Source organism: Terriglobus tenax (assembly GCF_025685395.1).
In the GTDB taxonomy this organism is placed as follows: Bacteria; Acidobacteriota; Terriglobia; order Terriglobales; family Acidobacteriaceae; genus Terriglobus; species Terriglobus tenax.
Genome location: NZ_JAGSYA010000004.1, coordinates 1,216,269 through 1,240,797, shown reverse-complemented (window position 1 = coordinate 1,240,797; position 24,529 = coordinate 1,216,269). Strand labels below are relative to the sequence as shown.

Annotated in this window: 14 protein-coding genes; 8 read left to right on the top strand and 6 right to left on the bottom strand. The window is 61.2% G+C overall.

The genetic code is table 11. The annotated features are described in order from the left end of the window. Positions 1-3 precede the first annotated feature (3 nt). Positions 4-1,008 carry an ATP-grasp domain-containing protein gene (locus OHL13_RS10570; protein ID WP_263410091.1) on the bottom strand — a complete coding sequence of 335 codons (1,005 nt, stop codon included), beginning with the start codon at positions 1,006-1,008 and terminating at the stop codon, positions 4-6. Positions 1,009-1,070: 62 nt separating this feature from the next. Further along, entirely contained in the window at positions 1,071-2,351 is a 1,281-nt protein-coding gene (locus OHL13_RS10565; protein WP_263410090.1) for a pentapeptide repeat-containing protein, read from the bottom strand. Positions 2,352-2,502: 151 nt separating this feature from the next. Between OHL13_RS10565 and OHL13_RS10560 the strand changes: the two genes are divergently transcribed. Next, a complete protein-coding gene (locus OHL13_RS10560) occupies positions 2,503-3,006 on the top strand; it encodes an OmpA family protein (RefSeq protein WP_263410089.1) in 504 nt (167 codons plus the stop codon). Positions 3,007-3,044: 38 nt separating this feature from the next. Here the strand turns inward: OHL13_RS10560 and OHL13_RS10555 are convergent, their stop codons facing one another. Next, on the bottom strand, positions 3,045-4,394 hold the full coding sequence (locus OHL13_RS10555; protein ID WP_263410088.1) for a vWA domain-containing protein: 1,350 nt from the start codon (positions 4,392-4,394) through the stop codon (positions 3,045-3,047). Between the two features lie 97 nt (positions 4,395-4,491). Beyond that, positions 4,492-4,809 (bottom strand): hypothetical protein, encoded by a 318-nt coding sequence (locus tag OHL13_RS10550; RefSeq protein ID WP_263410087.1) that lies wholly within the window; start codon positions 4,807-4,809, stop codon positions 4,492-4,494. Between the two features lie 1,115 nt (positions 4,810-5,924). Here OHL13_RS10550 and OHL13_RS10545 point away from each other — a divergent pair. From OHL13_RS10545 to OHL13_RS10515, 7 genes are all read left to right on the top strand, one after another. Beyond that, positions 5,925-7,742, top strand: coding sequence for an ABC transporter ATP-binding protein (locus OHL13_RS10545; RefSeq protein ID WP_263410086.1), 1,818 nt, complete (start codon positions 5,925-5,927; stop codon positions 7,740-7,742). Positions 7,743-7,756: 14 nt separating this feature from the next. Further along, positions 7,757-12,214, top strand: coding sequence for a glucoamylase family protein (locus tag OHL13_RS10540; protein WP_263410085.1), 4,458 nt, complete (start codon positions 7,757-7,759; stop codon positions 12,212-12,214). A gap of 42 nt (positions 12,215-12,256) precedes the next feature. Then, positions 12,257-12,700 carry a DUF2946 family protein gene (locus OHL13_RS10535; protein ID WP_399256076.1) on the top strand — a complete coding sequence of 148 codons (444 nt, stop codon included), beginning with the start codon at positions 12,257-12,259 and terminating at the stop codon, positions 12,698-12,700. 93 nt (positions 12,701-12,793) lie between these two features. Then, positions 12,794-15,652, top strand: a complete 2,859-nt coding sequence (locus OHL13_RS10530; RefSeq protein ID WP_263410083.1) for a TonB-dependent receptor — start codon at positions 12,794-12,796, stop codon at positions 15,650-15,652. A 94-nt stretch (positions 15,653-15,746) separates the two neighbouring features. Next, entirely contained in the window at positions 15,747-16,688 is a 942-nt protein-coding gene (locus OHL13_RS10525) for a DUF1175 domain-containing protein (RefSeq protein WP_263410082.1), read from the top strand. After that, on the top strand, positions 16,685-21,367 hold the full coding sequence (locus tag OHL13_RS10520) for an alpha-2-macroglobulin family protein (protein WP_263410081.1): 4,683 nt from the start codon (positions 16,685-16,687) through the stop codon (positions 21,365-21,367). The genes OHL13_RS10525 and OHL13_RS10520 overlap by 4 nt, the downstream gene beginning before the upstream one ends. Continuing rightward, entirely contained in the window at positions 21,364-22,122 is a 759-nt protein-coding gene (locus OHL13_RS10515) for a hypothetical protein (RefSeq protein ID WP_263410080.1), read from the top strand. The genes OHL13_RS10520 and OHL13_RS10515 overlap by 4 nt, the downstream gene beginning before the upstream one ends. On the opposite strand, the gene OHL13_RS10510 is transcribed toward OHL13_RS10515, so the two are convergent. After that, entirely contained in the window at positions 22,062-23,738 is a 1,677-nt protein-coding gene (locus OHL13_RS10510) for a SpoIID/LytB domain-containing protein (protein WP_263410079.1), read from the bottom strand. The two genes, OHL13_RS10515 and OHL13_RS10510, sit on opposite strands and share 61 nt — an antisense overlap. Continuing rightward, entirely contained in the window at positions 23,735-24,526 is a 792-nt protein-coding gene (locus OHL13_RS10505; protein ID WP_263410078.1) for a penicillin-binding transpeptidase domain-containing protein, read from the bottom strand. Before OHL13_RS10505 ends, OHL13_RS10510 begins: the two co-directional genes overlap by 4 nt. Between the last annotated feature and the right edge of the window lie 3 nt (positions 24,527-24,529).

Here is a 24,529-nt window from a genome sequence, read left to right as displayed (position 1 = left end):
GCTTCAACCTTTCTTTGGGACCGCAGCTTTCTTCACTGCCTTCTTCGCCGGAGCCTTCGTCGCCGGCCTGGCCGCGGGAAGTGCTCCCAGCATTGCGTCCCACTTCCATTCTGACGGCTTTTTGCCCGTCTTGCATTTTGCAATGGCCAGGTCAGCAACGGCGTTCACAATCCAGTCGAAGTTTGCTTTGCCCACCGAGTGCAGGTCAGCGTCCGGCGCAGGGTTCATGAAATCGATGGCATACGGTACGCCGTTCTCGCAGGCGAACTCCACCGTGTTCAGGTCATAGCCAAGCGCTTTGCATAACGTGATGGCATCTTTCTCCACGCGTTTGAGCAATGCTTTCGAAACCGGCGGCCCGTCCTGCATATAGCGCTCGTGGTGCGGCCGCCGAGGGTCATAGGGCATGATGTGGACCTTCTGCTGGCCGACAACATAGCAGCGAAAGTACTCCTTGAAGTGCACCGCTTCCTGCAGCACCATGCACAGGTCCCGTGTCTGATCGTAGGCGTGGAAAAACTCTTCCGCGTTGTGAACGTGATGCACATCCCGCCATCCGCCGCCGTCATGCGGTTTAAAGAAGGCCGGGAAACCGACGTAGCTGAAGACCGCGTCCCAGTCGAGCGGATACTCCAGGTTGCGCATGGATCGTTCCGTCGTATTGGGCGGCAGCTCCTTGCTGGGCAGCAACACCGTGCGTGGGACGGCGACACCCAGTTTGGCGGCCAAAGCATAGTTGAAGAACTTATCGTCGGCCGACCACCAGAAGGGATTGTTGATGACCACCGTTCCGTTGAGCGCGGCGTTCTTCAGGTAGCTGCGATAAAACGGCACATCGTGCGAGATGCGGTCGACGATCACGTCGTAGCCAGAAGGAGAGGCCATCTCCACACCGCCGGTCTGTACAAACTCCGCCCGGATGCCGTCCAGGCCGCGCGCGTTGATGTTTTCCACCAGCGCGCCGGGGAAGGTGTTTTCCATGCCGAAGAGAACGCCGATCGTCTTCACAAGTAGGGGCCTCCTGTGGGGTTGAAGACTCTCCCTTCACGATACCCCTGCCGCCGTGGGGCTCAGCCGGTTAAAGCTCCGGTCAGGAAGTTGAGTGCCCATAGCGTAAACAGGTAGAACGACAGGAGTGTGAGGATTCCTAAAAATGTGCGTATGCTGCCGCGCGTCTGGAACTCATACTCGCGACGGCTGACCATGCGAAGCCACTTGCTGACCTCAATCTGCTGAAATGGCATATTGAAGATGGCTGCAACCACCAGTGCCATGGCGTATTTCATGTTGCCGGGCAGACGTCGGCCTGACGCATAGCTGCGCCGGATGATGAGCCGCAAAGGAACCGTGCGTGTTGCGCCGGCCAGCGTTTTGAAACTGAACATGACGCCCTTTTGTGCCGATGGAAGCCATCCGCACAGCACGACCCACCAGACAGTTCCCAACAGAAAGACAAGGCCGATAGGGCGCCACGGGCGTCTGCCGAACTGCGATGTCGCATCCAGGGCAATCGCACGCACGCCGAACAGGAAGCAGGCGTTGACCCGCCGGGGAAGCGGATAGTCCGTAAATTTCTGTTGCTCAATCTGCAAGCCGGTGCGGCACTGGTAGCTGTAGTAACGCTGATAGGCTCGTTGCAGCGCAAACCCGACGTCGCGCATTTTGCTGTCAAAATGCTGTGACCGGAAGGCTTCCTTCAGGTTCTGCAACGCGTCAAAGCCGCGGTGGCCACCCAGCGTTTGAAGATTAATCGCACCTGCCATGTTCTGGATATCCGGCAGCTTGGATGGGTGAAATTCCACGCGTATCATACGGGCGGCGATAAAGTCGGCATCTTTCAGGTCGGCTCCATCGATGATCGCCTCAGTGAGGTCTGCGGCCTCAAAGGATGCACCTTCCAGGTCCATTCTGCTTCCGGTAAACCGGGCGCCTTTCAGCGTCACAAAGTTGAACGTCGCACCCCGGAGGTTGGAGTCCGTGAAAACCGCATTCTTCAGGTTGGTATCTGGCGCAAAAAGAATCGACGGAGCCTGTACATTGACGAAGCTGGCATGCTCCAGATTTAGTGCGGGGCTGGATGTAAGGGTGCAGCGATAGAAGATTGCATCGCGAAAGAATCCGTCGGCATGATCGTCGGTCAGCAGCTTCTCCAGCGCGGGCTGCCCGAAAACAGTCGTTCCTGGATGCGCCAGGACGAGCCTGCACTCATCAGGCTTTGTTTTCGCCTCAGGCGTAACCGCTTGACATACCGCTGCGGGCAGGAGATAAAGCAGCAGCAACAATACAGCCAGAGATGACGACCGGAGACGGCGAGACGGAGGCGGAGTGTTAGCAGCCTTGTTAATGCTCATGACGGCAGCTCCTATGCAGGGGAATAGTGCGTGTTTTGCGACGCAAACAACGCTGTTTCCGGGGGATCGTGTGCAGATTGTATGTACTTGTAACCCAGTTCAGGCATGGACTACAACTTCCGGAAATATTAGCTCTTCCGGAGCTCAGGCTGTGCTCGACAGCGCAGGCAGCCCGCCAGGACAGATTCTTGTGCAGGCATTCTGCGCCGGAAAATCCGTTCCGGAGAAGGTGTATCTCGCGGTCAGCGCTCCGCCGTCTCCTCCTCCTGCGTCGCGGCCCTTATGCACCCTTCCGTTTGACCGGGACAAGAAGCGCCCGGTCCGGGTGGGCAATGAGGCGCTGGCCTGCCTCGACGAGGCCGCGCTCAGCCTCGCACGCGAGGCCAGCTTCCGGCTCGTCATAACCGGGGTCGTCAACCTGCCCGGCATCAAGGGAAGCCAGTTGGCATCGCAGCGTGCCGTGAATGCGAAGGCCTATCTGGTCGAAGACAAGGGGATTGATTCCGCCCGCATTCTTGTCATGCAGCAGCCTGGAGACCGGCCCGTGGTGCAGATGTATGTGCTGCCCGCAGGAGCGGCTCTTGATACCTCCGCCGGTGCGGTTCCTGTGGATGAAAAGAAAGTGAAGCCGCAGCCCCGAAGAGTAGCGCGATAAACCGGGGAGTGCCCCGCTTGGCGGCACTCCCCGGTGTTCTATGGCATCACGGCCTCTGATGAGCGGATGTACTCGACGATCGACTCCGAGAAGCCGTCGATGTGCGTCCATGCACCATAGCCAACGCCATTGTGGTAGCTGGCGACATTGATCATGTACCCCTTGCCCGCGGGTTCAGGTACATGGTCGTGCGACTGTTCGTCGGTGATCACGATCAGCCGGTCATAGCGCTCCCGCAGCCGTTCCAGAGCGAAGCCCAGCATCGTGCTCTGGTGCGGCTGGCTGTGAACGATGGCATCGCGCAGAGCAAAGCCACGGCGCGGCGGTACCTTCACCAGGCCGGAGGAGAAGGTGTACACCACTACCTCATCCGCCAGCTCGCGCAGCAGCACGGCCAGACCGCAGGCTGCATCCAGCCGCAGCATCTGCGAACGGACGCTCATCGCGGCATCCATCGAACCGGAGACGTCCACCAGCATGACGGTCCGGCCCTTCAGCCGCTCAGCACCGGCAATGCTCTGGAACATGGCCGACTCCAGCCCCGGCTCCCACTGCGGAGCATGACGCGCCGCAGCCAGGAAGCGGAAGGGAAGCACACGCTCGGTCTTCATTGCAGCCAGTGACTCCGCAATCAGACCACGCTCCACACCTGCCTGCTCCAGGTTCCGCAGGTTGCGCAGCAGTGCCAGCGCACCCAGACGCTTCTCCAGCAGAAGCGAAGACCACGCCTCACGCTTGCTCTCCGCATCCGCTCCAGCTGCGGAGATACGGACCTCCCACGTCGCCGGCGTCGGCAGTTCACCATCGATCAGCTGCTTCCACAGCGCGGCCTGTTCCGCCGTACGCGGCTTCGCATGCGATAGAAAGAGCACGTCACGCAGACGCACCGTCTTCGCGCGGTCATACTTGGCCAGCGCATAGCCGTCGAACTTCACGAACGCAGCAGCCAGCCCCTTCTTCACCTGTGCCGACAGCGGACGGCGCCCGTCCTTCCAGTAAATGGCGACGAACTCGCTCAACTCGTCCGCACGCTGGATCACGCGCTCCAGCGTCTCGGCTACCAGGGCGCGATGTGACGGATAACGCGCCATCTCACGCACCAGCAGCAGTGGAACATGGCGCAGCTTCATACGCTCGCGCGCCTCTACGGCAAGCGCGGCGACCGTGTTTGCCTTCACCTGCGGAACCAGCGCGGCGATGCGTGCGGCTGCGCTCTCGCCCTGCTCGTAGAAGGTTTCCTCCCACAGCATGCAGGCCATGACTGAGCGGCGCAAAGCCTGCTCCGGAGTAAGAGTTGCGGCCGGCGCCCCCTCATACGTGCGCGGAGCGCTCAGCGGCAGCGTGCGGCGGATGAATCCGCTCAATTTCAGGATGTTCAGTTGTGCCATGACGGCACCTCCTTGTTTCTCCGGGCCAGGGAGCAAGCGCTGCCAGCCCGGAGGAACAAGGGCGGCGCTATCGTTGGCCGCCCACAAAGGGATCGACTTAGTCGTCGTCCTCCTCAGGTTTGGGCGGCGAAAATACTGCCTTCGTGGTGAAGCCAAGCGGGTGGGTGGAACGGCGGAAGTTCAGCTCCCACGCGATTTTTTCCATCTTCGTAAGGTCAGGCAGTGTCCGGTTGCTGTAGTTGCTGCAATCGCGCACGGGGAATGGCACCTCAAAGGGCGCACTCCAGCTTTCCATGCAGCGCACAAGACGCTCGCTGTCCGCAAATCCGGTCTGGATGTGCGCAGAGGAGCAGGTATCGCACAGCGACTGGTTGCCCTTGGGCGTCGCGTTGCGAATGGTAATCGTCGAGCTCATAGACATCACTTTCTAAAGCGGAAGTTATCCGCGGTGAGTAAGTGGGAGGTAACTCCACGGGGAATAATTCGAGACAGGTATATATGACAGCCGCTCTTCCATCTGAGCTACACCGGCTTTTGGGCCGTGACAGGATTCGAACCTGTGACGCGCTGTTCCGAAGGAACCCATCTCATCGCCACCGTAAAGCCGGGAGCATGGCAGGCAGAGAACAAACGGCGCGGGTATCTGTTAACACGGACGAATCCGTGCGGCGGGCCTCCTGGTTATCCCCGCCCTGGCGGTGGAAGAAGGAACCCGAACCTGCGCTACTGCCTGCCGTACTCCCATTCCCACACGTGCCAGGGAAGAGATCGCTCAGGGGCTTGCGGATTCGAACCGCTACTCCTGAAGGAGATTCAACCGATGAAGTATCCCTGAACTGCACCACTGGCGCGGTGCTTTCTATACTGCTTCGGGGAAGAGGTGCTCCGGCCACATAGGATCGAGTGACAGTCGAAGTATCCGGAGGCTGCGCCACCGAAGCGATACAGAAAGAGCGTGAGAACGATTGTGTGCTGAGGATCTTAGCCTGTGATCCGGCCGCCCAGATGAGCCGGAGTGCTTAGGCGAAAGAGAAGTCGAGGCCCGTAAACCAGTCGCCTGCCTGCACGCACACATTCGCCAGCCGTGGATACGGCGTGCTCTGCGTGTCGAGTTGGATCAGGTGCAACATGGGAGTCATCCTCTGGGCTAACTACTGAGTGAGAATGCCACAGGTCTAACTCTTATTGCAAGTAAAAATAAGTGAAATAAGTTAGATTTTGCGCCACGCCCGGAGCGTTCCCTCCTTTGTTTGTCATCCCGTGGCAGATCCTTCCGGCTACGACTTCATAGCGCCTGCGCGAAACGAGAAACAAAGCAGCGGAAGAGTTCCGATCGTATTTTTGCGGTGCGACCAGTTGCCCTGTTGGAGCATCCTGCACTACGGACACCTGCAAATTCAGAGACCTCCGGGGTGCACAACCTCTCTGGCAAGTCTGTGCATCCTAAAGAGAAGGTCCCCGTGTGGCGTGTGTGGTCTTCCGCGTCCGCCTATTGTTTTGATTGCAGTTTTAACCCCGGATCGAGTGTGGATGAGCGAGACGACCACCAACCAGAATCCCTGGCGCGAACGCGTCACGGCATTGCGCAATGTTCCGCTGGTGCTCGGCATCATGTGGAAGTCCAGCCGTGCGGCTGTCCTATGGGGCGTGTTCCTTCGCCTGATCGTGGCTGTTCTGCCGTTTGCCGCCGCGAAGGTGGTGCAGTACATCATCAATGACATTGCCGATTCGCTGCGCGGCAAGCCGCTGGAAGCCCGCTTCTGGCATCTGGTTGCAGCTGAGATTGGCATCAATGTGCTGCTCGGCCTGATGATGCGTGCCATCGATTACAGCGATGCGCTACTGGCTAACAGCTATACCCATTACGCTTCCGTAAAGGTGATGGAGCAGGCCGCGCGGCTTGACCTGACCACCTATGAAAATCCCATCTTCTATGACCGGCTGGAGCGTGCCCGCGTGCAGGCCACCGACCGGCTGGTGATGATCCAGCAGATGGGCCGCCTGTTGCAGCAGGTCATCACGACCATTGTCTTTTCCGCCGCACTGGTGCTGGCTTCGCCGTGGCTGGTTCTGCTGATGCTGGTGGGTGTTTTGCCGTCGTTCCTAGGCGAAACGCACTTTGCCTTCCTGGGCTACGCGAAGAACTTCCGCCAGACACCCGCCAAGCGGCAGATGGATTATCTGCGGCAGGTGGCAGGCAGCCGCGATGGCGCCAAAGAGATCAAGCTCTTTGGACTGAGCCAGTACTTCACGAAGAAGTTTGATGTGCTGGCACGCGGCATCTACGTGGAAGACACGGCCTTTGCGCGGAAGAAGCTGGTAGTGGGTGGTCTTTTGAATATTGTCAGCACCCTGGGTTACTACGGAGCGTATGTCTACGTTATCTGGCGGACGATCCACGGTGATTACTCGATCGGCTATTTCACCTTCCTTACGGCGTCGATCCAGCAGGCAAACTCAAACCTGCAGCAGGTCTTCTCCACTGCCTCCGGTATCGCGGACCAGGCGCTGTTCCTTACGGACCTGATCGAGTTCTTCAAGATGGAGCCGACGGTTCGCTCCGACCCCAAGGGCCTGCCGGCTCCGCGGCCTATCCGCACCGGCTTCGAGTTCCGCAACGTTTCGTTCACCTATCCGGGCACCAATCGCACGGTGCTGAAGAACTTTACCTTCACGCTGAGCCCTGGGGAACGGGTAGCGCTGATTGGCGAGAACGGGCAGGGCAAGACGACCATCGTCAAGCTGATCACACGTCTCTACGATCCGACCGAAGGGCAGATTCTGCTGGATGGCCGCGACCTGCGCGAGTACAAGCTGGAAGAGCTGCACCACGAGATTGGTGTCATCTTCCAGGACTTCATGCGCTATGAGATGACAGCGCGTGAGAACATCGGCGTAGGCCGCGTGGACCGTGAGCTGCAGCAGGGTGAGATTGAGTACGCCGCGAACAAGAGCCTTGCGGACTCGGTCGTTGCCAAGCTGGAGCATGGCTATGACCAGATTCTGGGTCGTCGCTTCGAGGGCGGTGTTGAGCTTTCCGGCGGCGAATGGCAGCGCATTGCACTGGCGCGTGCGTATCTGCGCGATGCCCAGCTGCTGATCCTCGATGAGCCGACGGCGGCGCTGGATGCACGCAGCGAGCTTGAGGTCTTTGAGCGTTTCGCGGAACTGACACAGGGCAAGATGGCGCTTCTGATCTCGCACCGCTTCTCCACCGTCCGCATGGCCGACCGCATTGTGGTGCTGAGCGGCGGCCGCCTGATCGAAGAGGGCAATCACCAGAAACTGATGGAGGCCGGAGGTCTCTACGCTGAGATGTTTGAGATGCAGGCCGCAAGCTACCGCTAGGGATTGAAAGAAGGATGATGACTGAAGTTCAGGGCCATACGGAACTCGAGCATTTGCCACTGACCGCTCCTGTCTTTGAGACAGAAGGTCTGCCGGAGAAGCCTTCCGTCAGTGAGGATGTGCTGCGCCAGCGTGCGCAGGAGCTTACTGCAACATGGCGCCCGTTGAGGCGCGACGCAAAAGCGCCGGATGAGCTGGGATTACGCCTTGAAAAGATCACGGCGCGCTTGAGCGAGGTATTGCGGCGCTGCGAAGCGGTGGTCGACCTGCGCCAGTTGACGCCTCCGCTGGAGCTGCTGGAGAGTTCGCGGATGCTGCGCGGCGTCCTGATGGAAGCCGAAAGCGGCAAGAAGAATACGCGTGAGCTGCCGCGTGTCGCTCTCCCTGGAGATGTTGCATTGCCCCGCGTGATGCGCGTGGCCGAGACATATCTTGACGCGGCTGGGGGCATCTGGTCGCCGGAGTCCCTGGTCGTCTTCGTGTCTGCTGTTCAGTCCGATGAAGCCATGCGTCTGCGCGAAATCATCGCATTGTCTTTCTTCCTGCGGCTGGCGGAGGTGGAGTTTATTCTGGACCGCGCCGAAGAGGCTTTTGCCGGCGAGATGCCGTCGATTGAAGAGTCTCCCTTCTCCGCGGCCCTGCATTCGCTGCGACGTCTGCAGCAGTACGAGTGGTCGAAGCTGACACCGGAGCTGGTTGCGTTTTATCCCGTGCTGGCGCGCGACCCGAACGGTATCTTCCCGGCCATGGACGAAGAGACGCGCTCCGGCTACCTGGAACGTGTCGCCACGCTTGCCGCGCGGTCTGACTGCAACGAGGTGCAGGTGGCGCATATCGCTGTCGATCTTGCACGCCAGGCGGAGATCAACCCGCCCGCGGACCCGCGCCTTGCGCGTCGCATTGCGCATGTTGGCTATTACCTGTTTGAAGAGGGATTCCCGGAACTTGAACATCGCATCGGCTATCATCCGACTGCCGGTGACCGCGCGCGCAGCGTGCTTGCCGCGCACCGTGAAGACGCCTACATCCTCAGCATCTTTATCGTCTCGGTCGTCTCGATTGCGGCCTTCATTATTCCCCTGGTGCCACATCATGCGTTCCTGCCGCTGATGGGTACGTTGCTGCTGGCGCTGCTGCCGGCAACCCAGGGAGCCAGCGACCTGGTCAATAACTCGGTCACGGCTTTTCTGCGTCCGCGCGCCCTGCCCAAGCTTGACTTCACCAAGGGCATCCCTGTGGAGGCTGCCACGCTGGTGTGCGTGCCCACGCTGCTGCTGAGCGAAGAGCAGGTGATTGACCTGTTCGATGAACTGGAGGCGCGCTACCTTTCCAACACCGATCCCAATCTGCATTTCGGCCTGCTGACCGATCTTCCCGATTCCGATACGCGCCCGCGCACCGAAGACCGCAACGAGCTGGTGGACCTGGCCGTACGTATGACGGACCAGTTGAATGCGCGGTATGGAAAGGAGAATGGCGGAAGCTTTCTCCTGCTGCATCGTCATAGGGTTTTCAACGCTCGCCAGGGTGTATGGATGGGTTGGGAGCGCAAGCGCGGCAAGCTGCTGGACCTGAACAAGTACCTGCGCGGAGAGTTCGACGGATTTCCCGTCAAGGCCGGCCCGGTCAACGTTCTGAAGCAGGTGCGGTACATCATCACGCTGGACTCCGACACGCAGCTTCCGCGCAACACCGCGGCACGCATGATCGGCACCATGGCGCATCCGCTCAACCAGGCCATCATCGATCCTCGCCGCCGCATTGTTACCAAGGGGTACGGTATTCTTCAGCCGCGTGTCGGCGTAAGCGTTTCTTCCGCATCGCGCTCCCGCCTTGCGGCGCTCTACTCGGGTGAGACAGGGTTTGACATCTACACGCGCGCGGTCAGCGATGTGTACCAGGATCTTTTCGGCGAAGGCATCTTCACCGGCAAGGGGATTTATGAGGTGTCGGTACTGCACCAGGTGCTGGATCGCCGCTTCCCCCGCAACACGCTGCTCTCGCACGACCTGATTGAAGGTGCGTATGTGCGCGCCGGTCTGGTGACGGACATCGAGGTCATCGACGACTACCCGTCGCACTATTCCGCGCACACCCGCCGCAAGCATCGCTGGGTTCGTGGCGACTGGCAGATCCTGCGCTGGCTTTCCAGCCGTGTTCCGGATGAGTCGGGCAAGACGGTTGAAAACCCCATCAGCATGATCTCGCAGTGGAAGATCTTCGATAACCTGCGCCGCAGCCTGGTGGAACCCATCACCTTCATCCTTCTGGTATGCGGCTGGCTCTTCCTTCCCGGCGGGGCGCGGTACTGGACCTTTGTCACGCTGACCCTGCTGCTCTTCCCGGTCTTCGTGCAGCTTGCTTTCAATCTTGGCCGTGCGCTTGCCCGCCGCAGTGGCGAGGCTGTGCTGGAAAGCTTTCGCGGCTTCTGGTCGTCGCTCGGCTTCCACCTGCTGAACCTTGCCTTCCTGCCGCACCATGCGCTGCTGTCGATTGACGCCATTGTGCGCTCGTTGGTACGCAGCCTGATGACTGGCCGCAAGCTACTGGAGTGGGAGACGGCCGCGCAGGCTGAAGCCACGCGCACGCGAAGCTCGCTGGACCAGTATTTGCAGGCTTCTCCGATTCTGGCTATTGCCATCGGCATCATCATCGTTCTGCATCATTGGCCTGACCTGTTTGCGGCTGGCCCCATCCTGTTGCTATGGGCGCTGACCTCGGCCATTACAGGCTGGCTGAACTCTCCACCGCGCAAGCTGGACGCTCCGCTGGCGACCGACGAGCGCAGCTTCCTGGAGCGGCAGGCGCTGCTCACATGGCGGTATTACGCCGAGTTTGGCGACGAGCGCAACCAGTGGCTGATCCCGGATAACGTGACCGAAGCGAACCTGCATCAGACGCTCACGCTGTCTCCCACGAATCTGGGCATGCTGCTCAACGCACGGCAGGCCGCGCTGCAGCTCGGCTTTGTCACGTTGCCGGAGTTTACCCGCGCCACGCTGGGAACCCTGGCCACCTATGACAAGCTCGAAAAAGTCAATGGCCACATCTACAACTGGATCGATATTCCCACGCTGCGGCCTATCCCGCCGTTCACCATTTCTTCCGTCGACAGCGGCAACCTGGCTGCAAGCTTCTATGCGCTGAACGGTGGCGCGCTGGACACGCTGAAGCAGCCTCTGCTCGCTCAGACGAAATTTTCGGCCATTCGCAAGATGATGGGGCATGAGGGCTTTGCGGCCTCGCGTTCTGTCGCAGCGCTTCGCGAAAGCATCCAGTGGCTGATGGATATGCCTCCGATTGAAGCGCAGAACGAGTGGGTTCTGCAGGAAGCAGAACGCCGCCGGCAGCATCTGCTTGCCTATGTCGAACGGTATCTGCCGTGGCTGTTGCCGCGCTTTGGCTCTCTCTTTCACCTGACCGTCTTTGCGGACCCGGAGAATGAGGTGGTGCCCACGCTGCAGAACGCCGTGGACTATGTGCATGCACTCGATGAGCGGCTGGCGCACCTGGCCAATGCCGCGACCGGTCCGGAGCGTGAGCTGGCCATTGAGCTGCGTGTGCTTCTTCCGGGCACCATGGAGTCGCTTGGCGCCCTGGTGCATGAGGTGCAGCACATCGCGAACCTGAGCAGTTGGCACGCCAACGCTATGCGGTTTGACTTCATGCTGGAGCCGCAGCGGCAGTTGCTTTCCATCGGCTACGATGGCGCGGGCAAGGAACTCTTCCCGGCCTGCTATGACCTGGTCGCCTCCGAGGCGCGTATCGCCACCTTCCTGGCCATCGCCAAGGGAGACATTCCGCAGCAGGCATGGTTCCGTCTTGGCCGTACGCATGTCATTGTGAACGGCCGCGCCGCATTGCTATCGTGGACCGGCACCATGTTCGAGTACCTGATGCCCGCGCTGTGGATGCGGCACTACCCGGACACGTTGATCACGCGTTCCATGGAGTCCGCCATCGCGGTGCAGCAGCAGCACGTGAAGGGAATGCCGTGGGGTATCTCTGAGAGCGGCATGGCGACGCGCGATCCGGATGGCCGCTACCAGTACCAGGCATGGGGCATTCCGGCGCTGGCGCTGAAGTATGGCGCGGAAGATGGCCCGGTCATCTCACCCTACTCCACCTTCCTCACCCTGCCCTTCATCCGGCAGGACGCCATCGCCAACCTGCGCCTGATGGCACAGATGGGATGGATCGGCGACTACGGTTTCTACGAGGCGGCGGACTATCGCCAGGCAGGCGAGCCCGAGCTGGTGCGCAGCTGGATGGCACACCACCAGGGCATGTGCCTGCTGGCGGTCACTAATCTGCTGTGCGACAACGTCTTCCAGCAGTGGTTCCATTCCAACGCCAAGGTGCGCGCGGCGGAGTTGCTGTTGCATGAGCGTCCGTTGAGCAAGCCAGCACTGCGTGAGCTGGAGCGGCTGCAGCCGCAGCTTCCTTCCGTTCCGGCAAAGGTGACGGCGTAGCGGCGAATACCGCACTGTTTCTTCGATAACCGCTTGCGCTCCATGCTCCACGGTGTTGCAATCGGTGTATTGCGGAAGCTCTTCTCCATCCTGTTGCTGCTGGCCATCGGCCTGCCGCTCGCCACACCTCTGCTTGCGGCGGTGCAGGATGATGACGCGCATCTGCCGCCCTGCTGCCGCAGGCACGGCAAGCATCGCTGCTTCATGGGAACAGCGATGATGGGTGGTGCCATGGCCAGGCTGGGGATGGCGCAGGACCCGGAACCGAATCATCCGCATGTCACAACCCCGGTAGAGAAGTGCCCTTACTGCCCGGCATCCATGGATGCCCCGGCGCAGCCCACGGCGTCGCTGCCATTCTTTGCCAGTCTGCCACCGGTTCGCGCCACGTATGACCACGTCTATGTGCGTCCGCCTGCCCAGCAGGCCGCGCTGCATACGCTCGACGACACAGAGCGTGGACCTCCCGTCTTTCTTCACTCCTAAGCCAACGGTTTCAAGTTCGTTTGCTGCATTGTTGCCGCTGTCGTTTTTTCGATGGCGTGCCGTGCTGCAGCCCTATCCCGTATGGAGGAAGAAATGTTTACCCGGAGAGCGGCCCTTGCCGCCCTGTCCCTGTTTGCCGGCTCAGTCATGTACGCGCAGGAGACGCTGACCAGCGCCTCTGTGACCGGCCGCGTGCTCGACCCCTCGGGTGCGCTGATTGCGCACACCGCTGTTACAGCTCGTTCCGTTGCGACCAACCAGTCTTACGCCGTTACCACTGATGACCGCGGGCGCTTTCGCCTGCCGTTTCTGCCCATCGGCGAATACATCTTTACAACGCAGCCCAGCGGCTTTCAGGCTGGCAGCGTGAAGGTGCAGCTCGGCGTGGGTTCGGCCTTCGACCTCACGCTCAAAGTCTCGCTTGCAGGCGCGGGCGTTACGGTCGATGTGGTCGATGAAGATCTCGTTCCTCTCGAAGCCAACCGCAGCCAGATCTCGGAGACGGTCCATCAGGCCGAGATCACCGAACTGCCCTACAGCGGACGCAACTATCTTGACCTTGCGCTTCTGACACCCGGTGTAAGCCCCACCAACACCGCCAGCACGCAGACCTTTGCCGAGACCTCGCCGGTCATTGGCCAGGGCTACTCCATCAACAGCCAGCGTAATTTTTCCAACAGCTTTGTCGTGGATGGTCTTTCGGCCAACGACGATGCAGCGGGCCTCGCAGGTAACTCCTACGGCATGGATGTGGTGCAGGAGTTCCAGGTGGTTACTTCCGGCGGTCAGGCTGAGTTTGGCCGGGCGATGGGTGGCTATTTCAACATCGTTACGCGCAGTGGTGCCAACAATCTGCACGGAACCGCGTATGGCTTTCTGCGTAACCAGCGCCTGAACGCCATGAACGCACTCTCACGGAATAAGCTGCCGCTGACGCAGGGCCAGTATGGCGCCAGCCTCGGCGGACCTGTCCGTCGCGATCGCACCTTCCTGTTCGGCAACTATGAGGGGCGTCGCCTGAATACCAACGGCATCGTGACCATCACTCCGGCAAATGCCGCCGCGATCAACTCACGGCTGAATACGCTCGGTTTCACGGGGCCTCGCTTGTCGGTCGGCAATAGTGCTACGACGCTCTATCCCACCACCGTGCATACGGACAACGCTTTTATCCGTGGCGATCACCGCTTCAGCGACCGCGACCAGTTTTCGCTGCGCTACAGCTACTACGGCCTGAACAGTGTGAATGCCCGCGGTGCCGGCGCCCTGGCGGATGTCAGTTACGCGACGGCGGTGCGTGACACCAACCACACGGTGGCGGTCAGCAACGTGGCCACGCTGTCGCCGCGTACCTTCAATGAGACGCGCGGGCAGTTCACCTACGACAGCCTGAACGCTCCCTCAAACACGCAGAACAGCCCGGCCATTACCATCAGCGGCGTCGCCAGCTTTGGCCGCTTCTCCTCGTCGCCCACGGCGCGGCTGAACTACCTGTATGAGGTGGTGGACAACTTGGTGATGCAGCGCGGTGCGCACACCGTGAAGACCGGTGTGGACTTCCTGTTCAATCGCGACACCATTACCTTCCCGCAGTCCATCGCGGGGAACTACACCTTCCCGTCGCTGTCGGCGTTTCTCAATAGCACCACCGGGTACGCCAGCTACGCGCAGAACTTCGGCACGCCCGCCATCACGCAGAACAACCCGAACATCGGCTTCTATGTGCAGGATGAATGGAAGCTGACATCCGCGCTGACCATCAACGCAGGTCTGCGTTACGACCTTCAGTTCCTGAAGACGATCAACACGGATACCAACAATGTTTCTCCGCGCGTCGGCTTTGCGTGGTCTCCCTTTGCCAATCATCGTACGGTGGTGCGTGGCAGCTTTGGACTGTTCTATGACCGTGTTCCCATGCGCGCTCTGGCCAATGCTCTGCTTTCAGCCAATAACACGCAGGACCCCGTGCAGGGCAGGCTGCTGCAGTACACCTATGTGCCGGGAGATGTAGGAGCACCGTCTTTCCCCAACGTCTCCACCACACCCAATCCCGCGGCGCTGATCAGCTACTCCCTGATGAACCGCAATATTCAGAATGCCTATTCTGAGCAGGTAAACCTTGGTGTGGAGCAGCAGCTTGCCCGCGCCACCACGCTGGGCATCAGCTATCAGCACACGCGCGGTCTGCACCTGCTGTCGTCCATCAATCGCAACATCAACGCCAACGGCACGCGGCCGGATGCCACGCGCGGCAACGTGCGTGCCTACGATTCGCTGTTTGATTCGTATTACGACGGCCTGGCCGTCTCGCTGGTACAGCGGCCCACTTCCTGGGCCTCTGCGCGTGTGTCGTACACGTGGTCCAAGGCGATCAACAACGTGGGCGAGTTTTTCTTCTCCGCGCCGATCAATAACTTTGACCTTAAGGTGGACCGTGGCCGCTCCGACGACGACCAGCGTCACCGCATGGTCTTCGACTTCAACGCACACACCCCCACGGCCCACACCAGCACAGTGATGGGGCACGTGACGCATGGCTGGCAATTCGGAGGCATTCTGCAGTACTACTCCCGGCTGCCGTTCAATGTTGTTACCGGCGGACAGACCCGGCAGCAGACCACGCAAAGGCCATGCGTCGCAGGCTACACTCTGGCAACGACCAACCCCTGCACGCAGGGCTTTGCCGGAGCTGTATTAGGCCGCAACACGGGCATCGGCTTTGACTTCTTCAACCTGAACGCCCGCCTCAGCCGGACGATTGCCTTAAGTGACCGTGTCAAGCTGCAGGGCATGGCCGAGGCCTTCAACCTGCTGAACCACCGCAATGACGTGATTCCCAACGGCACCTGGGGCACAGGAGCTTATCCCTCCACGCCGAGCGCCACCTTTGGTTCGGCGAACGGAGTGGGCGATCCGCGCAGCATCCAATTGGCGGCGCGCCTTAGCTTCTAACGAAACGAATCCACAAACCCGGCCCTGCTATCCTCTGGCTCACGTGAGCCGAGCATTGCAGGGCCGACTTCTTCTTCTGGTTGCCGCGCTTCTTATGGCGGGGGCCATTGCATGGCGTGCCTGGCCGCGCCCGCACATCCGCCTGCAGCAGGTGCAGCACACTCTGCCTGCCGACGGCGGGGAACATCGCGCGGCTCTGCTGCAAGGGAAAGGATCCGGTGAGCTTCGCCTTGGCGGGCTTGCCGCACGCGTGCTGACGGATGGCAGCGTGCTGGTACAGTCGCCCGTGCTGCCCGGCCGTCATACGTTGCAGGTAAGTGATGGCTCCAGCCACGCCAGCGCCGTACTCGACTTCACACCGGACTCCTCGGACCGCTTCGGAGATGGAACGCCGGAGTACCTTCGGCTGCATCGTTCAGCAGACCGTGCCGCCTTCCGGCGGTGGTTCTCCGCGCTTGCGGATATCGCCGCTGCTACGCCCCCGGCGAAGCTACCGGCAGAGATCAACGACTGTGCCGCGCTGCTGCGCTGGTGCTACCGTGGAGCTCTGCATGCGCATAACGAGGCATGGCTGGCGACGCTGCCCATGGAGGTCGCCTTGCCGTCCTCCTCGGTCAGCCAGTATGTGTACCCGCTCACCCCGCTGGGGGCCAACCTCTTCCGCGTGCGCGAGGGCGGCTATACCGCCGGCGATCCGGCGAACGAAAGCTTTGCCCAGTTTGCCGATGCAAAGACGCTGTGGCAGCGAAACACCTTCTTCGTCTCGCGGGATATCCATGCCGCCCGGGAGGGTGACCTTCTCTTCTACCGCCAACTGGAACAGAACTCGCCCTACCATTCCATGATTGTGACCGGCGAGGCTCATGACTGGGCGGTCTACCATACCGGCCCCATCGGAGCGGGGCCGGGTGAGATGCGTCGCGTTGCGCTGGACGACCTGCTTAATCACCCTGATCCCCGCTGGAGACCGGTTTCATACAATACCAACTTCCTTGGAGTGTATCGTTGGTCTATCCTCCGAGAGGACCCTCAATGAGACCGCGCCCCCTCGCTCTCTTTTTCCTGTTCCTCGCCGCCTCTGTCTGCGCCCACGCGCAGAGTTTCAACCTGAGCACCAGTAAGACCTTTGCTCCGGGGGAAAAGCCCGCCATCCACCTGTACACGCACGATGTGGAATCACTCGAATTCCGCGTCTATCGCATCCAGGACCCTGTAAAGTTTGTCGAAAACCTGCGCGAGCTGCACTCCTTCAGCTCCGGCAACATCGGCAGCTACGGCCCGGAGTACATCGACGAGCGCACATGGCTGGAACGATTCCATGACTGGAAGCAGCAGCTGTGGGAGAGCATTCGTTTCTTCTTCCGGCGCCAGTTCTCGCGCCAGGCACGTCATTCCATCCGGGCCAAACAGACAGCGCTTTCGAAAAGCAGCCGCATTGTCAGCGAAGCCGAGTTCGCCCAGATTCCCATCCTGAACCAGCGACAGCTTGTCGCGCGTTGGCGGCAGGTCGTGCCCGCCACCTACGTTTCGGATAACAACGATCTTCCCATCGAACAGAAGCTGGACGCGGGGCTGTACCTGCTGGAGGCCACCGACGGCCATCTGAAGGCCTACACGCTGGTGACGGTTACGCCCATGGCGCTGGTCACACGCACCAGCAACGGCCAGGTGCTGGCGTATGCGACCGACCGCATCTCCGGCCAGCCGATGGAAGGCGTGAAGGTCGATGCAGGCTTCGGACAGAAGGCGGCGGCCTCGGCGACGACGGATGCAAGCGGTATGGCTCTACTGCCTATTACGGCGGACAAAGCGCATGAAGACGCTTTCTGGGTGGTCGGTGCAAAGGACAAGGCAATTGCTGTCTCCACCCCCGGAACATGGACGCTGAGCAACACCTGGGAGAGCAAATACGTTGGCTATGTCTACACCGAGCGTCCGGTTTACCGCCCCACGCATACCGTTCACTGGAAGGCGATTGTGCGGGAACACGCGGGGAACGTGCTTACTCCGCCGAAGCCCGGCAACCTGCATGTCACCATCTCCGACGCCACCGACAAGGTCATCTTCGACAAGCAGATGCCCGTGTCGGCGACAGGAACCGTAGCCGGTGAGATGGATCTTCCCCGCGATGCCGCGCTTGGCTACTACAACATCCGCGTGGGGGACGCCCCCAGCCAGGTCTTCGGCAGCTTCCACGTGGAGGAGTATCGCAAGCCGGAGTATCGTGTGACCGTCACCGCCGGGCAACGCCGCGTTCTGCAGGGCGCCACCATGCCGGTCACCATTGACTCCCGCTACTTCTTTGGCGAGCCGGTGGCCAACGCGAAGGTGAAGTATCGTGTTTACCACGAGCGCCACTACTGGTGGGGCGAGAGCGATGACTCCAGCGATGGCCCAGGCGAGTCTGACGGCGGCGACAACAGCTACGTTGGCTACGCCGACGAAGAAGCCGAGAAAACCGGCAAGCTGGACGCCAATGGCCTGCTTACGATCCAGGTGCCCACGCAGGTGGACGAGAAGAAACATGGCGACTACGACTATGTTGTCGAAGCCGGCGTGACCGACGCAGCCAACCGCGAGATCACCGGCCGTGGCCGCTTCCTGGCCACCTACAGCACCTTCCGTGTGAATGTAGAACCGCTCAGCTATGCGGTTCGCGCGGGCGAACCGGCCCGCTTCCGCGTGACGGCGATGGATTACGACAACCGTCCGCTGGCGACCCGGACACACGTGCAGCTTGTCTACCGTCATTACGACCGTGGCAAGGTGGAGACGACCCCTGGTCCTGCCGTGGATGTAACCACGGATGCGGGCGGCCAGGCCTCCGGCCAACTGCCGGTAATCTCTCCTCCATACAGTTCCGCCACGCTGCAGGCCACGGCGACTGCCGTGCAGCCTGGCACTCGCAATCCGGAGAACGAAACCTATCTCTGGATCATGGGTGTTGGCGAACAAAGCTGGGGAGACAGCTCGCAGAACACGCAGATCGTCGCCGACAAGAAGAGCTATGCCCCCGGTGAAACCGCGCACCTGAGCCTTATCTCCGAACAGCCGGATTTCTATGCGCTGGTGCTGGTGGAAGGCGATTCGCTAGTTCGCCGCCAGGTGCTGCACAGCGAAGGCAAGACGCTCAGCTTCGACGTCCCCATCACTCCGGAGTCGCAGCCGAACCTGAACATCAGCGCTATCTTCATCAAGAACAACGTGCTGTACCAGGCCAGCAGGATGCTGAAGGTTCCGCCTTCGCAACAGCAGTTACAGGTGGAAGTGACGCCGTCGAAGGAGGTCTTCCAGCCGCAGCAGCAGGCCACCTACAATGTCACCACGCGAGACTTTGCGGGCAAGCCGGTCAGCGCCGAGGTCAGTGTGGGCGTTGTCGATGAGGCCATCTACTCGCTCTACCCGGACTCGAACGGCGACATTGTTCGTGCGCTCTATCCACAGCGTTACAGCTCGTCGCAGCTGGACTCTTCCCTGGACTATTACTTTAGCGGCTCGGCCGGAGAGAAGTCGCCCATGCTCGCCATGCGCGCCAATCGCTACCGTCCGCAACTGGCGCAGGTGAAGCCAGGCAATGAATCCAAGCCCCGTGTTCGCAAGGCCTTCCCGGACACAGCGTACTGGCAGCCCAGCGTGCATACGGATGCGAATGGCCATGCCACCGTCACACTTACTTTCCCGGACTCGCTGACGACATGGCGAGCCACGGCGCGCGCCATCACCACGGACTCGAAGGCAGGCTCGGCCATCAGCCGCGTGCTGGTACGCAAGAACGTCCTCGTTCGCATGGGCAGCCCTCGTTTCCTTCTGAAGGGCGATGAACTCACGCTGCCGGTCATTGTGCATAACTACCTTGACGTTCCGAAGGAAGCGACCATCTCGCTTGCTGTCGAGGGCCTCGACAATGTGCTCGGCAACCAGCAGAAGCTCACCATTCCCAGTAAGGGCGAGGTCACCGCGCTGTGGCGTTTGCGCGCCTCGCGTGTGGGCATGGCGAAGCTGACGGCCACGGCTATTACGGATGCCGAGTCGGACGCCCTGGAGATCAGCTTCCCTATTCAGCCCAACGGTGTGGCCCGCAGCATCGCCCCCAGCGGGGTACTGACCGGCAACACTGCCAGCGTCCCCATCAATTTCCCCGCGAACACAGATGTTGCCGCGCATTCCCTGCGAATCGACGTGAGTCCCACCATCGCGGGCTCGCTCTTCTCCGCGCTCGACTACCTCACCAGTTATCCCTACGGTTGCACCGAACAGACGATGTCGAGCTTCCTTCCAAACGTCATCGTCGCGGACACACTCAACAAGCTGAAGGTTTCTTCCGATATCAACATGGAAGACCTGCACGCGAAGATGAACGCGGGTCTTGAGCGGCTGAAGGACTACCAGCATCAGGATGGCGGCTGGGGCTGGTGGAAAGAAGATGACAGCCGCATCTATATGACGGCCTATGTTGTCGCCGGTCTTGGCGCGGCGGCAGAGGTTGCGCCGGTCTCGCAGGACCACCGGTACATGCTGAACATGGGCTCCAGCTACCTGCGGCAGCAACTGCAGCAGCACCCGCGCATGCGGCCTGAGCTGCGAGCCTCGGTGGTCTATGCGCTTGCCATGGCCAACGAGAGCGACCTGAAGGCCGCGCTCGACGCGCAGTATGAACGCCGCAAAGACCTTGATCCTGAGCCGCTGGCCATGACCGGCCTCGCAATGCTGCGCACCGGCGACAAGCGTGCCAGTGAGCTTGCCGCACTGCTGAAGTCGAAGGCGCAGCACCAGGGCGACCTGGTCTTCTGGAGCAGCAACTACGTTCCCACGCTCGACACCGAGTACAGTAACAACGCCGAGGCCACGGCCTATGCCGTTCGCCTGCTGGCGAAGGTGGACGCGAATGACGCGATGCTCTCCAGCGCGGCCCAGTGGCTGATGCTGGCGCGCAACAGCGGCGGATGGTGGGACTCCACCGAGCAGACCGCCACAGCGCTCTTCGGCCTGACCGAGTATCTGGCTGCGACGAAGGAACTCACCGCAGACTCTTCGGTGGAGGTTCTACTCAACGGCAAGTCCATTGCGCAGCGCAGCTTCAAGGCGGGCGCTTCGCTTACAGACAACACGCTGACACTGAACCTGGATGCTGCCCAGTTAGCGCCGAACGCAAACAACCTGCAGATCGTGCGCAAGGGCGGTGGACGTCTCTACTGGTCGGCACGCGGACGCTACTTCTCAACCGAGAAGAAGGACTACCAGTCCGGCAGCATGACGTTGAACCTGACGCGTGACTACTTCAAGCTGCAGCCCGTACAGAAGGATGGCAAAGTGGTCTACATGCTGGTGCCGCTCTCGGGCACAGCACAGGTGGGCGATGTGCTGGCCGTGCATGAGGCCATCGGCGGCGCTCCAATGAAGTACCTGATGCTGGAAGATCCTATCCCGGCGGGCACCGAGTTCATCAAGAACGAGGATAGCTACACCATCGAGAAGAAGCCCGGTGGCTGGTACTGGTGGTACACGCGCAGCGAGTTCCGTGACGATCGCGCTGTCTTCTTCTCCACGGACTTCAACGGACGGCAGGAGGTCTTCTACCTCATCCGTGTCGTCAACCCCGGCGTCTTCCAGATCAGCCCGGCGCACGTTGAGGCCATGTATCAACCCAACGTATCTGCATCGAGTGACGCACTGCGGCTTGAGGTGCCACAGCCATCCACCGGAGGTCCGCAATGAGCCTGCTCCGCGGCGCGCTTCGCCGCTTCTCTCTGAAACTGCTCCTTCTGCAAATCGGCCTTGCGTTGGTGGTCTTTCTCATGGCACTGCTCTGGCTGCGCCTTCCAGACGCAAGCGTGCTGTGGGTCATCGTCTCATTCGTCTTCGGCCTGCTGATTGCCGCCGTTGCGGGCGCCGGGCAGTCATGGATTGCGTTGTGGGTGGCAAGACAGACCTGCAAGCGCAAACGTCTGCTGGCGGGTTCGATTGCCATTGTTGCCGCCGTAGCTGTCTGGCTTCTGGCAACGCATTGGATTGAGCCGCTGCATAGCAATGATTTTCAGCGCGCCAGTTATCTGAATTCGCAAACGCCGCGCAGCCTGCGCTACTTCTTCACCTTCGACCGCATTTACAAGATGCTGGACTGGCTCTGGTCGACGCTCAGCTGGATCATCGTGAGTGTACTCACTGTGTTCAGCTTCGCGGTCATCCTTGGCCGCGTTCGTGGTGCGCTGCGCAGCCTCTTCAGCCTGACGTGGTGGGTCGTTTTCCTTGCGCTCACCTGGCTGGCGAGTGCTGTGACCGGGTGGATCCTCGGCTGGGTACCCGGTCGTGGCTTAAAGGTGGAAGCCCTCAGCCTGGTGGCCCGGCTTCTCTTCGTGGTGCTGTTCGACGGACTAGTCGCTTCATTCCTACTCGCCCTGCTGGCAGAGACTCAGGCAACACCGGGCGGTATGCCGGAGACAAGCCAGCCGCGCACTGAAGCGAACCCGTAGCGCTGCACCAGCGATCGTACCTTAGCCCCAGCGGCCTCATGCGCCTGTTGATTTGCACTCAGGTCAGACGCACTGCGCAGCGCCGCGTCCATCGCGGCTGCCGGCATGGACGTGTTGCCCTGCGTATCTCCCGCGAGATACTCCACCATCCCCTCGCGCAGCCACAGCGGAGCATTGCTGCCCGCCTCGGCTTCCACACGCAGATGCAGGAACTCATGCAGCAGTACACGTTCTGCCTGTGCCTGCAACACGGACCAGGGTTGCAGCACAATGCTCTGGCCGCGGGTTGTGGCCAGCAGCCAGCCCGGGGCAGAGGTTAACTGTCGGAAGATCTCAACCGACGGAGCGAGGGTGACATCCGGCGACATGGCGCGCTGCGAAGGAAATCGCTTTGCAGCCTCGGCCCATGCCCGCTGCAGCATCGCATCGTGCGTCGTGTCCTTGTTGACAGAGCGCGTATGCAGTGGTCCGGCCGTGTTCTGCTGCCAGCCCGCATCTCTGGGCGTTATGCCGATGCTCACACCGGTGAAGTAGAAGCCGGCAATCTCCCGTGCGGTCTTGCCTTCGGAGGCCATCTGGCCGGCGCCCACCTGGCACAGGCCAACACCGTGGCCATGGCCGCGTCCATCGAAGACGATTGCACCGTGCCGCACGGCCACGTCATACAGGTCGCTGCGCACCTGGTTCCACCCAAGCGCCCGGCCAATGGCCAGCCGCAGCGAACTTGCGGCGACAGGGAAGCGAGTGCCATCCGTGCCAACCATTGCCAGCTTTAACGCACGCTGCGAGGGGCTGCGCTGGATGATTTCAACAGCCACAATCTGCGCGGGTACCTTCCATCCCTCGGTGTGGGCAATTTCCTCCATCTGCGTCAACGGAACCTCGGCGTGCCACGCGGCTTTATCCTTGCGCAGGCAGAAGTTATCCGGATGCGCGTTGAGATACGTCGCGCGCCGCAGCGTTGGCCACACGGCCCCGGCTGTCTCCGTCGTTCCGCCGCAGTGCTGGCTGAAGAAGACCTCGGCACGGCGTCCGTGGAACCACATGGTCTCGCCCGCGGTGGCGCGTACAGCCGCGTCAATCACGGCGGGCACGCGCCCCAGCCGCATCGCCTGGCACTGCGTGCTGTCGCACAGCGGTGCAGGCAGGTGCCCGGAACGCGGCTTCCAGTGTCTTCCGTTCAACGCATAGGTGCGAGCCACAATCGCCAGCGCTTCCAGCGCCTGCGGCCTCTCTCCCGGCGAGGCTTCCCCCGCAACCACGGCCGCAACGTAGTGCTCGCTTGGGATCGTCAACACGATATCCACATCGCCCGCTGTAACGCGCAGGTGCCATAGTCCGGTGGCGGTGCGGAAGTCCTTCGGGTTGGCGTTGTTGCTGACGCGCACCGGACCTCCGGCAAACAGCTCGCCTTTGGCAAACGTTACTGGCACGGTCAGGGGCTTATGGGCGCAGCCCGCACAGCTTGCCGTCCACGCGCCTTCACCCGCCGGAGCGAGCGTTACGGCATGAACGGCATGCGTTGAAAACATCGCGACGGAAACATCCCGGCCTCCGCCGTCGCTTTGCGCCAGAGCAAGCGATGGCAGCAAAGCCAGCAGCCATGCGGCCCTCAACGAGCCATCTCCGTAAAGAACCCATGGGCCAGCCGCGCCGCCGTTCCGCCATCGCCCCTGGGGACATACATCACGATGACCAGCCGCCCGGGTACGACACCGGCAAACCATCCGTGCGTCCAGCTTTCACCCGGGTTCTGCGCGGTTCCGGTCTTACCCAGGATCGTCACACCGCGCGTTGCTGCAGGATTCGCCATGCCATGTTCCACTGACTCTCGCAGACTGCGGGCCACAACGCTGTCCTGCGGCAGGCGCTGCACCAGTGCGCGGTAGGCCTGCGCCAGCTCCAGCGGAGAGGCCGTGCTTCCCCACACTCCCAGCACGGCAAGCTGACGCTGATCCATGCTGGCAAAACGAAGGCTTTCATGCGGCAGCAGGGTCGCGGCAACCGCCTGCTCAAGTTCCTGTGGAGGCATGCGTCGCGCCAGGGCGGCAAACCATGTATTGCACGACTCCGCCAGCGCTGTCTCCGCATCAACGACCGGAAGGCTTGCCGGATGCGTGCAGGCAAAGTCCCGTCCCGCAATGCGGAGGTTCCTGCGGCAGTACACCTGCGTCTCCGCCTTCACCAGGCCATGCTGCAGGGCGTACTCCAGTACAAAGGGCTTTATGGTTGAGCCCGGTGTACCTCGCCGCGCTACACCTTCCTGCGCGATGACCTTTCCGGTAGCGAAATCCACCACCACGGCCGTGGCCTGCGTGTGTGCCACGGCATGGTGCAGGGCTTCACGCGGCGTCTCCGCAGATAAGGGCAACACAGCAACCATCGCAAAAACAGCAAGCCTCAAATG

Excerpts from the sequence above, each read along its gene's own strand:
- OHL13_RS10565 (WP_263410090.1), bottom strand. The coding sequence starts at position 2,351 with ATGAGCATTAACAAGGCTGCTAACACTCCGCCTCCGTCTCGCCGTCTC.
- OHL13_RS10555 (WP_263410088.1), bottom strand. The coding sequence starts at position 4,394 with ATGGCACAACTGAACATCCTGAAATTGAGCGGATTCATCCGCCGCACG.
- OHL13_RS10550 (WP_263410087.1), bottom strand. The coding sequence starts at position 4,809 with ATGAGCTCGACGATTACCATTCGCAACGCGACGCCCAAGGGCAACCAG.
- OHL13_RS10545 (WP_263410086.1), top strand. The coding sequence starts at position 5,925 with ATGAGCGAGACGACCACCAACCAGAATCCCTGGCGCGAACGCGTCACG.
- OHL13_RS10540 (WP_263410085.1), top strand. The coding sequence starts at position 7,757 with ATGATGACTGAAGTTCAGGGCCATACGGAACTCGAGCATTTGCCACTG.
- OHL13_RS10535 (WP_399256076.1), top strand. The coding sequence starts at position 12,257 with ATGCTCCACGGTGTTGCAATCGGTGTATTGCGGAAGCTCTTCTCCATC.
- OHL13_RS10530 (WP_263410083.1), top strand. The coding sequence starts at position 12,794 with ATGTTTACCCGGAGAGCGGCCCTTGCCGCCCTGTCCCTGTTTGCCGGC.
- OHL13_RS10525 (WP_263410082.1), top strand. The coding sequence starts at position 15,747 with ATGGCGGGGGCCATTGCATGGCGTGCCTGGCCGCGCCCGCACATCCGC.
- OHL13_RS10520 (WP_263410081.1), top strand. The coding sequence starts at position 16,685 with ATGAGACCGCGCCCCCTCGCTCTCTTTTTCCTGTTCCTCGCCGCCTCT.
- OHL13_RS10515 (WP_263410080.1), top strand. The coding sequence starts at position 21,364 with ATGAGCCTGCTCCGCGGCGCGCTTCGCCGCTTCTCTCTGAAACTGCTC.